Annotated in this window: 10 protein-coding genes and 1 other annotated feature; of the genes, 6 read left to right on the forward strand and 4 right to left on the reverse strand. The window is 53.5% G+C overall.

Annotation, left to right across the window (positions count from 1 at the left end; translation table 11 throughout):
- The first annotated feature begins 81 nt into the window (after window positions 1-81).
- From aroF to E3U32_RS00475, 3 genes are read left to right on the forward strand one after another with little or no spacing between them, the layout of a single operon-like run.
- Window positions 82-1152: a 3-deoxy-7-phosphoheptulonate synthase AroF gene (aroF, locus tag E3U32_RS00465; RefSeq protein WP_028016727.1), complete on the forward strand. Its 1071-nt coding sequence runs from the start codon at window positions 82-84 to the stop codon at window positions 1150-1152.
- 10 nt (window positions 1153-1162) lie between these two features.
- Entirely contained in the window at window positions 1163-2284 is a 1122-nt protein-coding gene (tyrA, locus tag E3U32_RS00470; RefSeq protein WP_025759253.1) for a bifunctional chorismate mutase/prephenate dehydrogenase, read from the forward strand.
- Window positions 2285-2344: 60 nt separating this feature from the next.
- Window positions 2345-3217 (forward strand): SMP-30/gluconolactonase/LRE family protein, encoded by an 873-nt coding sequence (locus E3U32_RS00475; protein WP_134347268.1) that lies wholly within the window; start codon window positions 2345-2347, stop codon window positions 3215-3217.
- Here E3U32_RS00475 and pheA read toward each other — a convergent pair.
- From pheA to bamD, 4 genes are all read right to left on the reverse strand, one after another.
- Entirely contained in the window at window positions 3214-4374 is a 1161-nt protein-coding gene (pheA, locus tag E3U32_RS00480; protein WP_134347269.1) for a bifunctional chorismate mutase/prephenate dehydratase, read from the reverse strand. The two genes, E3U32_RS00475 and pheA, sit on opposite strands and share 4 nt — an antisense overlap.
- Window positions 4375-4404: 30 nt before the next feature.
- Window positions 4405-4530, reverse strand: a sequence feature (Phe leader region).
- Complete coding sequence (pheL, locus tag E3U32_RS00485) at window positions 4482-4529, reverse strand: pheA operon leader peptide PheL (protein WP_100249759.1); 48 nt, start codon at window positions 4527-4529, stop codon at window positions 4482-4484. It overlaps the preceding feature by 48 nt.
- 110 nt (window positions 4531-4640) lie before the next feature.
- Window positions 4641-4982 carry a ribosome-associated translation inhibitor RaiA gene (raiA, locus tag E3U32_RS00490; protein ID WP_008502470.1) on the reverse strand — a complete coding sequence of 114 codons (342 nt, stop codon included), beginning with the start codon at window positions 4980-4982 and terminating at the stop codon, window positions 4641-4643.
- 267 nt (window positions 4983-5249) lie between these two features.
- A complete protein-coding gene (gene bamD, locus E3U32_RS00495) occupies window positions 5250-5987 on the reverse strand; it encodes an outer membrane protein assembly factor BamD (protein ID WP_023308867.1) in 738 nt (245 codons plus the stop codon).
- 131 nt (window positions 5988-6118) lie between these two features.
- On the opposite strand from bamD, the gene rluD reads away from it, so the two are divergent.
- From rluD to clpB, 3 genes are all read left to right on the forward strand, one after another.
- Entirely contained in the window at window positions 6119-7099 is a 981-nt protein-coding gene (rluD, locus tag E3U32_RS00500) for a 23S rRNA pseudouridine(1911/1915/1917) synthase RluD (RefSeq protein ID WP_023308866.1), read from the forward strand.
- Window positions 7096-7827, forward strand: coding sequence for a purine nucleoside phosphorylase YfiH (gene yfiH / locus E3U32_RS00505; protein WP_134347270.1), 732 nt, complete (start codon window positions 7096-7098; stop codon window positions 7825-7827). The genes rluD and yfiH overlap by 4 nt, the downstream gene beginning before the upstream one ends.
- Window positions 7828-7956: 129 nt before the next feature.
- Window positions 7957-10530 carry an ATP-dependent chaperone ClpB gene (gene clpB / locus E3U32_RS00510; RefSeq protein ID WP_059312524.1) on the forward strand — a complete coding sequence of 858 codons (2574 nt, stop codon included), beginning with the start codon at window positions 7957-7959 and terminating at the stop codon, window positions 10528-10530.
- The last annotated feature ends 357 nt before the right edge of the window (window positions 10531-10887 follow it).

A 10887-nucleotide genomic window follows, 5' to 3' on the forward strand; every position in this document is an offset into this window, starting at 1 on the left:
AATGTTTACTTTTTATGGTATCGTTGTTTCACCTCTTTGAGGAAAACAACTATCGCAAACGAGCTTTACAGGATCGCCATCATGCAAAAAGACGCGCTGAACAACGTACATATCACTGACGAACAGGTTTTAATCACTCCGGATCAACTGAAAGCGGAATTTCCGCTGAGCGTCGCGCAGGAGGCTCAGATTGAGCACTCTCGCCAGACCATTTCTGACATCATCGCTGGCCGCGATCCGCGCCTGCTGGTGGTATGTGGTCCTTGCTCCATTCACGATCCTGAAACCGCCATTGAGTACGCTCATCGATTTAAAGCATTAGCGGAGGAGGTCAGCGATAGCCTCTATCTGGTGATGCGCGTCTATTTTGAGAAGCCACGGACTACCGTTGGCTGGAAAGGGTTGATTAACGATCCGCACATGGATGGCTCGTTTGATGTGGAAGCTGGCCTGAAGATTGCGCGTCGCCTGCTGGTGGAACTGGTTAGCATGGGGCTGCCGCTGGCAACCGAAGCACTGGATCCGAACAGTCCGCAGTACCTGGGCGATCTGTTCAGCTGGTCCGCGATTGGCGCGCGTACTACGGAATCGCAAACTCACCGCGAGATGGCGTCTGGCCTGTCGATGCCGGTTGGCTTTAAAAACGGTACTGATGGCAGCCTGGCGACGGCGATCAACGCCATGCGCGCTGCCGCCATGCCGCACCGTTTCGTTGGTATCAACCAGGCGGGCCAGGTATGTCTTCTGCAAACGCAGGGCAACCCGGACGGTCATGTGATCCTGCGCGGCGGTAAAGCCCCGAACTACAGCCCGGCGGACGTGGCTCAATGTGAAAAAGAGATGGAGCAGGCGGGACTGCGCCCGGCACTGATGGTAGATTGCAGTCATGGTAATTCGAATAAAGATTACCGTCGCCAGCCTGCGGTTGCGGAATCCGTGGTCGCACAGATCAAAGATGGCAACCGTTCGATTATCGGTCTGATGATTGAGAGCAATATTCACGAAGGCAATCAATCATCTGAACAACCGCGCAGTGCGATGAAGCATGGCGTATCCGTGACGGATGCCTGCATCAGTTGGGAAACCACCGATGCCCTGCTGCGTGAGATCCATAAAGATTTAAACGGCCAGCTGGCGACGCGTCTGGCTTAAGAGGTTAGTTATGGTTGCTGAATTGACCGCGTTACGCGATCAAATTGATGAAGTGGATAAGGCGCTGCTGGACCTGCTGGCGCGCCGCATGGCACTGGTTGCTGAAGTCGGTGAGGTGAAAAGCAAATACGGCCTGCCGATTTACGTTCCGGAGCGCGAAGCCTCAATGCTGGCCTCACGTCGTAAAGAGGCGCAGGCGCTGGGTGTTTCACCGGATTTGATAGAAGATGTTCTGCGTCGCGTGATGCGGGAATCCTATTCCAGCGAAAACGACAAGGGCTTCAAAACGCTTTGTCCGTCCCTGCGTCCGGTGGTGATTGTCGGCGGGGCAGGACAGATGGGGCGTCTGTTTGAAAAAATGCTGACGCTTTCTGGCTATCAGGTACGCATTCTGGAAAAAGAGGACTGGGCGCAGGCACCGGAACTCATGAAAGATGCCGGGATGGTTATCGTCAGCGTGCCAATCCACGTGACGGAGCAGATCATCGGGAAGCTTCCTCCTTTACCAAAGGATTGCATCCTGGTAGACCTGGCCTCCGTCAAAAATGGTCCGCTGCAGGCAATGCTGGCTGCGCATACCGGCCCGGTGCTGGGCCTGCACCCGATGTTTGGCCCGGACAGCGGCAGCCTGGCTAAGCAGGTGGTGGTTTACTGTGACGGCCGTCAGCCGGAAGCCTATCAGTGGTTCCTGGAACAGATTCAGGTCTGGGGCGCGCGGCTGCATCGCATCAGCGCGGTCGAGCACGATCAGAATATGGCGTTCATTCAGGCGCTGCGCCACTTCGCCACGTTTGCCTACGGTCTGCATCTGGCGGAAGAGAACGTGCAGCTTGAACAGCTGCTGGCGCTCTCTTCACCTATTTATCGTCTGGAGCTGGCGATGGTTGGGCGTCTGTTTGCACAGGATCCGCAGCTTTACGCGGATATTATTATGTCGTCCGAAAACAACCTGGCGCTCATCAAGCGCTACTATCAGCGGTTTGGTGAAGCCATCACGCTGCTGGAGCACGGAGACAAGCAGGCGTTTATCGACAGCTTCCGCAAGGTCGAACACTGGTTTGGCGATTACGCGCAGCGTTTCCAGAGTGAGAGCCGCACGCTGTTGCGCCAGGCAAATGACAGTCGCCAGTAATGCGATGATGTATATACTAAAAGCCAGCATCGCTGGCTTTTTTCATTTTGGGGAACTGTCATGGCCGAACCGCAGCTGCTGTTGAATTACACCGGGCATCTGCCTGAATGCCCGACGTGGAGCGCAGAAGAGCACGCGCTCTACTGGGCCGATATTCTGGAAGGGGAGATCCACCGATACCATCTGCCGACGGCGGAACACACCGTGCTCTCTTTCCATGAGGAGGTGGGCTGTTTCGCGCTGCGCGAGCGCGGCGGGTTTATCGTCGCCATGCGTAATGGCATCTGGCTTGCCGATAAGCATGGCCTCCTGCAGCGCAAGGTGTGTGATAACCCCTCAAACCCGCAGCTCGCACGTTTTAATGATGGCGGAACCGATCCTCAGGGGCGATTCTACGCGGGCACGTTTTGGGGGCCGGGAGATTACAACGGTGCCCTGCTGATGCGCATCGACAACGACCTGACGCCGAAAGTGATCCAGTGTGATATTCACGGGCACAACGGTTTAGCGTTTAGCCCGGATAATCAGTGGATGTTTACTTCAGACACGCCAAATGGCGTGATTTACCGTACGCCGCTTGATGAGCAGGGCGAACCGGGAAGGCGCGAAGTGTTTCGTCAGTTTAAAGAGGGTGAGGGGATACCGGACGGCGCGGCAATGGATGTGGAGGGCTGCTACTGGAGCGCGCTGTTTGACGGCTGGCGTATTGCGCGTTTTTCTCCGCAAGGGGAGCAGCTGGAAGCATATCAAATGCCGGTACGTTGTCCGACGATGGTCTGCTTTGGCGGCGATGATATGAAAACGCTGTTTATTACCACCACGCGGGAAAATATGGATGCGGAGGAGGTGGCGAAGTATCCGCTCTCCGGCGCCATCTTCACCCTGCCCGTTAACGTGGCAGGGATGAAGAAAAGCCGCTTTATTGAACGTTAGCTCGGATCGACCGGCACGACGTTTTCGCTCGGGTAGCAGCCCAGCACTTTCATGGAGCGGGTGATTTCGCCCAGTTCGCGCAGGGCTTTCTGCATGGAAGCTGACTCCAGGTTGGCCTGGATATCGAGGTAAAACATCTCTTCCCACGGGTTACCGTGGATTGGACGTGATTCCAGCCTGGTCATGATCAGGTTGTGGTTACGCAGCACCAGCAGGGCTTCAACCAGCGCGCCGGCCTGCTGGCCGGTTGCCATCAGCAGCGTGGTTTTGGCCGGTACCTGGTCAGAGACGTTAATTGCTTTACGGGCCAGCACCACGAAGCGGGTGATATTTTGCGTCTGGTTTGCCAGATTGCGTTCCAGAACCTGTAAACCATACAGCGCACCGCCCGCTTCGCTGCCGAGCGCAGCGACGGTTGGGGAGTTAGCCTGAACCACTTTTTCCATCGCCGCTGAGGTGCTTTCGGTGTACTCAATTTTCCAGTTCGGATAGCGGTTCAGGAACTGGCTGCACTGCTGGAACGGCTGTGGATGGCTGTAGACCGTTTCGATCTTGCTCAGGTCCGTTGTGCCGGAGACCAGCACGCAGTGATCGATAGGGATCGTCAGCTCACCTACCAGCGACAGGCTGGTGTGCTGCAGCAAATCGTAGACGTCATTGATGGCGCCGGAACTGGTGTTTTCAATCGGCACCACGGCGTAATCCGCCTGGCCGGTCTCGACCTGATTGAAAATATCGGCGAACTTTGCGCAGCCGCTCTCAATAAATTCTTCGAAATGGCGTGCGGCATACTGACGTGCGGCCAGGTGAGAATAAGAGCCCTTTGGACCGAGGAAGGCGATACGCGCAGAGTGCGGATTGGTTTTATTGAGATGCTGCTGGAGTAGCGCTTGCTGGGTCAGAACGGAGTCTTCAATGATGAGCTGGAACAACCGGGTGATGTAGTGGGCATCGAGGTGATGCGCTTTGCCGAGCTGAATGAGTCGTTCCAGCAGATCGCGCTCGCGGTCGATATCACGGACCGGGCGATGCGAGTCCAGTTTGGCTTTGCCCACTTCAACGGCAAGGGCGCGGCGTTCGGCCAGCAGTGCCAGTAATTTCTCATCCAGCGCGCTGATTTTTACTCGCAGATCCAGTAAAGGGTTTTCCGGTGTCATAGTGTTGCCTGTCTCATATTATCGTTATCAATAAAAAAGGCCCCCCGGTGTGGGAGGCCTTATTGTTCGTCTTCGCATTCTTTATCACACGACGAAACGCCTCCCGTTCAGGGGAAGGTAAAAAAGAATGCGAAGAAGAACGGCGTAAGTTTCATAAAGTCATCCTGTGATTGATACCGTTAAAGTACCCGCACTGTTTTCACCCTGTCAATAAAAAACAAAAAACGCGCCCGAAGGCGCGTTGGCGGTACACTCAATTTAAAGGATTACTCTTCTTCAACTTCTTCCGCGAAGCTGGCGTCTTTCACCGATGTTGTGGCGCGACGGGCTTCACCTTTGTGTTGCACTTTATTGAGCTGCCGTTCCAGCTTGTTGATCAAATCGTTAATTGCAGTGTACATATCCTCATGTTTTGCGCTGGCGACCAGATGGCCGTTTGGAGTATTGATAGTTGCGTCAGCGATGAAACCCTGCGGCTCCTTGGACAGGATGATATGTGGATTAATCAAATGAGTTTGCCATTTATCCAGTTTGGCGAGACGGTCTGCGACGTGCTGGCGAATTGCCGGAGTAATTTCCATTTGTTTACTGGTAATGTTCATTGTCATAAATTTTACCTCTTGTCTTTCCGTCTTGGTGATTCCAGCATACCCGACCTAATGTCAAAATGTGTGATTTAGATCACGTTATTTTGTCGGTTTTTGTCAGGGAATCTTTTTTGTGAGGCAGGGCAGGAAGAGGTGAGATTTACCTTGTGGAAGGCAAAAATTGGAGCCATAGTTGACTGGATGTGTTGGGGCTAACGCGCTTCAGCCACGCTCTGAAATGAATAAAAAAACGGCAGCCTTCGGCTGCCGTTTTGCATTGAGGCAATATCAGGTATTGCTACTGTTCGCGGCGATGATTTTCGCCACTTTTTCAGCCTGAGCGGTCATCTGCATCTGACGGTAAGCATTTTCCATCAGCTTCAGGCCGTCGCGCGTTGCCTGAGTATCCGGATAATCACGCAGCATACCTTCTACGCGGTTAACCACGGCAACCCATGCGCCACGGCGGGTATAGTATTCGGCCACGGAGTATTCATATTTCGCCAGACGATCTTTCAGGAACACCAGACGTTTGGTCGCGTCGGTCACGTACTGACTGTTTGGATAGCCGCGAACCAGTTTGGAGAAGTCATTGAAGGCGTCACGCGCATGCTGCGGGTCACGGTCGGAACGATCCACGCCGAAGAAGCCCTGCAGAGCACTGTCATCCAGCGCCATGTTGGTGAGACCGCGCATGTACATTACATAGTCGATGTTAGGATGAGTCGGGTTCAGACGCATGAAACGATCGATGGTTGCCTGAGCCAGCGGCAGATCGGCATTTTTATAGTATGCGTAGATGAGATCTAACTGTACCTGCTGTGAATACGGACCAAATGGATAGCGATTATCCAACGCTTCCAGTTGCGTTATCGCCTGTTTCCAGTTACCGTCCTGCAACTTTTGTTGTGCAGTCGCATAGATTTCATTCGGCGGATTGTCAGGGACCTGTTCATTTGAACCGGAGCAGCCCACCAAAGCCAGGCTCAACGTGGCCGCTGCCACCAGATATTTCATGCGCGTCATGACGTTTTGACTTTCCTCAAATGTTTGTCCGGGAGAAACTCTGTTCCTGCTCCCGATTAAGACCAGCTACAATAGCACACTATATTAAACGGCAAAGCCGTAAAACCCAACGTTAAACGAAGAAGCAGTTTATGGCACAACGAGTAGAACTCACCGCAACAGTCTCCGAAAATCAGCTCGGTCAACGCTTAGATCAGGCTTTGGCCGAATTGTTCCCTGATTATTCGCGTTCACGCATAAAAGAATGGATCCTTGACCAGCGCGTACTGGTAAACGGCAAGATCTGGGACAAACCAAAAGAGAAAGTGTTAGGTGGGGAAGCTGTCGCCATCAATGCTGAAATCGAAGAGGAAATCCGCTTCGAGCCGCAGGATATCCCACTGGACATCGTCTATGAAGATGATGACATTCTGGTTATCAACAAGCCGCGCGACCTGGTTGTTCATCCGGGCGCGGGGAACCCTGACGGTACGGTACTTAACGCACTTCTCCATTATTATCCGCCGATCGCGGATGTCCCGCGCGCGGGCATCGTGCACCGTCTGGATAAAGATACTACCGGTCTGATGGTGGTCGCGAAGACCGTTCCTGCTCAGACCCGTCTGGTGGAATCACTGCAGCTGCGCGAAATTACCCGTGAGTATGAAGCGGTAGCCATTGGCCATATGACCTCTGGCGGTACGGTGGAAGAGCCAATCAGCCGTCACCCAACCAAACGTACCCATATGTCGGTGCATCCGATGGGTAAACCGGCGGTGACTCACTATCGCATTATGGAACATTTCCGCATTCATACGCGCCTGCGTCTGCGTCTGGAAACCGGGCGTACTCACCAGATCCGTGTGCATATGGCACACATTACCCATCCGCTGGTGGGGGATCAGGTCTACGGTGGTCGTCCACGTCCGCCTAAAGGCGCGTCGGATGAGTTCATCAGCGTATTGCGTAAATTTGATCGTCAGGCACTGCACGCGACTATGCTGCGCCTTTACCACCCTATCACCGGTATTCAGATGGAGTGGCACGCGCCTATCCCGCAGGATATGGTGGACCTTATTGACGCTATGCGTGCTGATTTTGAAGAACATAAGGATCAAGTGGACTGGTTATGACCAAACTGATTGTCCCGGAGTGGCCATTGCCTGAAGGCGTGGCTGCCTGCAGTTCAACCCGTATTGGCGGCGTTAGCCAGGGGGCGTGGGAGTCTTTGAATCTCGGCGCGCACTGTGGCGACAACCTGGAACACGTTGAAGAGAACCGCAGGCGTCTGTTTGCTGCGGGGAACTTGCCGTCGAAGCCGGTCTGGCTGGAACAGGTTCACGGTAAAGCGGTGCTGAAGTTAACGGGGGAACCCTATGCTTCTAAACGCGCCGATGCCTCTTACAGCAATACTCCGGGAACCGTTTGTGCCGTAATGACCGCCGATTGCCTGCCCGTTCTGTTTTGTAACCGTGCAGGTACCGAGGTTGCAGCCGCACATGCGGGTTGGCGTGGCCTGTGTGAAGGCGTGCTGGAAGAGACAGTTGCCTGCTTTAACGCTGAGCCAGCCAATATCATGGCCTGGCTTGGCCCGGCTATTGGTCCTCGCGCATTTGAAGTTGGGGCTGAGGTCCGCGAAGCCTTTATGGAAAAGGATCCGCAAGCAGTGGAAGCCTTCCTGCCTTCGGGGGATAAATATCTGGCCGATATTTATCAGCTCGCTCGCCAGCGTTTGAATAACATGGGCGTGACGCAGATCTCCGGCGGCGATCGCTGTACCTTCACCGAAAAGGGTGATTTTTTCTCTTATCGCCGCGACAAGACGACGGGTCGTATGGCAAGTTTTATTTGGCTGATATAACCTAAAGAATCAAGACGATCCGGTACGTGCCGTTTTCTTTTCACATAATTCAGGTCATTAACCTTGAATAATTGAGGGATGACCTCATTTAATCTCCAGTAGCAAATTTGACCTGTTATGGGAGGAGTTATGCGTCTGGATCGTCTTACTAATAAATTCCAGCTTGCTCTCGCCGATGCCCAGTCCCTTGCACTGGGGCACGACAACCAATTTATCGAACCTCTTCATTTAATGAGCGCCTTGCTGAATCAGGAAGGGGGATCGGTACGTCCTTTATTAACGTCTGCTGGCATTAATGCTGGCCAGTTACGCACTGCTATCGATCAGGCGCTGAGCCGTTTACCGCAGGTCGAAGGGACCGGCGGCGACGTTCAGCCTTCGCAGGACCTGGTGCGTGTGCTGAACCTTTGCGACAAGCTGGCGCAAAAACGTGGGGACAACTTTATTTCGTCGGAACTGTTTGTTCTGGCGGCACTTGAATCACGCGGTACCTTGACCGACCTGCTGAAATCTGCCGGTGCAACCACCGCCAATGTGACTCAGGCGATTGAGAAAATGCGCGGAGGTGAAAGCGTGAACGATCAGGGAGCCGAAGACCAACGTCAGGCTTTGAAGAAATTTACGGTCGATCTGACCGAACGAGCTGAACAGGGCAAACTTGACCCGGTGATCGGCCGTGACGAAGAGATTCGCCGTACTATTCAGGTATTGCAACGTCGTACCAAGAACAACCCGGTACTTATTGGTGAGCCGGGTGTCGGTAAAACCGCCATTGTTGAAGGCCTGGCGCAGCGTATCGTGAACGGTGAAGTGCCGGAAGGTCTGAAAGGACGCCGCGTACTGGCGCTGGATATGGGCGCGCTGGTGGCCGGTGCGAAGTACCGCGGTGAGTTCGAAGAGCGTCTGAAAGGCGTGCTTAACGATCTGGCAAAACAGGAAGGCAACGTCATTCTGTTTATTGATGAATTGCACACCATGGTCGGCGCCGGTAAAGCTGACGGCGCGATGGATGCCGGGAACATGCTGAAACCAGCGCTGGCGCGTGGTGAACTTCACTGTGTCGGTGCCACTACACTTGATGAGTATCGTCAGTACATTGAGAAAGATGCTGCTCTGGAACGTCGTTTCCAGAAAGTGTTTGTTGCTGAGCCAAGCGTTGAAGATACCATTGCGATTTTGCGTGGACTGAAAGAGCGCTATGAACTGCACCACCATGTGCAGATCACTGACCCGGCCATCGTTGCGGCAGCGACGCTTTCGCATCGTTATATCGCTGACCGTCAGCTGCCAGATAAAGCTATCGACCTGATCGATGAAGCGGCATCAAGCATTCGTATGCAGATTGACTCGAAACCGGAAGAGCTGGACCGACTCGACCGACGAATCATTCAGCTCAAGCTGGAACAGCAGGCGCTGAAGAAAGAGTCTGATGAAGCCAGTAAGAAACGCCTGGATATGCTCAATGAAGAACTGGACGATAAAGAGCGTCAGTATTCTGAATTAGAAGAAGAGTGGAAAGCCGAGAAAGCCTCGCTTTCTGGCACTCAGACCATTAAGGCTGAACTCGAACAGGCAAAAATTGCCATTGAGCAGGCTCGTCGTGTGGGCGATTTGGCGCGCATGTCTGAACTGCAGTACGGCAAAATTCCTGAGCTGGAAAAACAGCTTGAGATTGCGACGCAATCGGAAGGTAAAACGATGCGTCTGTTACGTAATAAAGTGACGGATGCTGAAATCGCGGAAGTTCTGGCTCGCTGGACCGGTATTCCCGTAGCGCGCATGCTTGAAGGTGAGCGTGAAAAACTGCTGCGCATGGAGCAAGATCTCCACAACCGGGTGATCGGCCAGAACGAAGCAGTTGAAGCGGTATCGAATGCTATTCGTCGTAGCCGTGCAGGGCTGTCCGATCCGAATCGTCCGATTGGTTCGTTCCTGTTCCTGGGGCCGACCGGTGTTGGTAAAACCGAGCTGTGCAAAGCGCTGGCTAACTTTATGTTCGACAGCGACGATGCGATGGTGCGTATCGACATGTCCGAGTTTATGGAGAAACATTCCGTCTCGCGTCTGGTCGGTGCGCCTCCGGGATACGTTGGTTATGAGGAAGGGGGGTATCTGACTGAAGCGGTGCGCCGCCGTCCTTATTCCGTCATCCTGCTGGATGAAGTGGAAAAAGCGCATCCGGATGTGTTCAACATTCTGCTTCAGGTCCTGGATGATGGCCGTCTGACCGACGGGCAGGGGAGAACGGTCGACTTCCGTAATACGGTTGTCATTATGACCTCGAACCTGGGTTCCGATTTGATTCAGGAACGTTTCGGCGAACTGGACTATAGCCATATGAAGGATCTGGTGCTCGGTGTGGTCAGCCAAAACTTCCGTCCGGAGTTTATCAACCGTATTGATGAAGTGGTGGTCTTCCATCCTCTGGGTGAGAAACACATTGCGTCGATTGCGCAGATCCAGCTGCAGCGTCTGTATAAACGTCTGGAAGAGCGTGGATATGAAATTCACATCTCCGACGATGCGCTGAAACTGTTGAGCGAGAATGGTTACGATCCGGTGTACGGTGCGCGTCCATTAAAACGCGCTATCCAGCAGCAGATCGAAAACCCGCTGGCGCAGCAGATCCTCTCCGGAGAGTTGATTCCAGGCAAAGTTATCCGTCTGGAAGCCAACGACGATCGCATTGTGGCAGTGCAGTAAGTCACAAAACGCAAAAACGAGCCGCTTGCGGCTCGTTTTTGTTTAAAAACCAGGCGAAAATTGAGGTCTGGAACAAGGTTTGCCTGGAAAGTGAGCAATCAGTAAATAATTTTCACTTTATCCTTGCAGGTTCGGAATTACTCCCTATAATGCGCCTCCACTGACACGGAACAACGGCACACACGCCGCCGGGTCAGCAGAGAAAAGCGAAAATAAACGCTTGACTCTGAAGCGGGAAAGCGTAATATGCACACCCCGCGCCGCTGCGAAAAGCGAAGCGGCACTGCTCTTTAACAATTTATCAGACAATCTGTGTGGGCACTCAAAGTGACATGGATTCTTAACGTCGCAAGACGA

The organism is Lelliottia nimipressuralis (assembly GCF_004402045.1).
Lineage (GTDB): Bacteria > Pseudomonadota > Gammaproteobacteria > Enterobacterales > Enterobacteriaceae > Enterobacter > Enterobacter chinensis.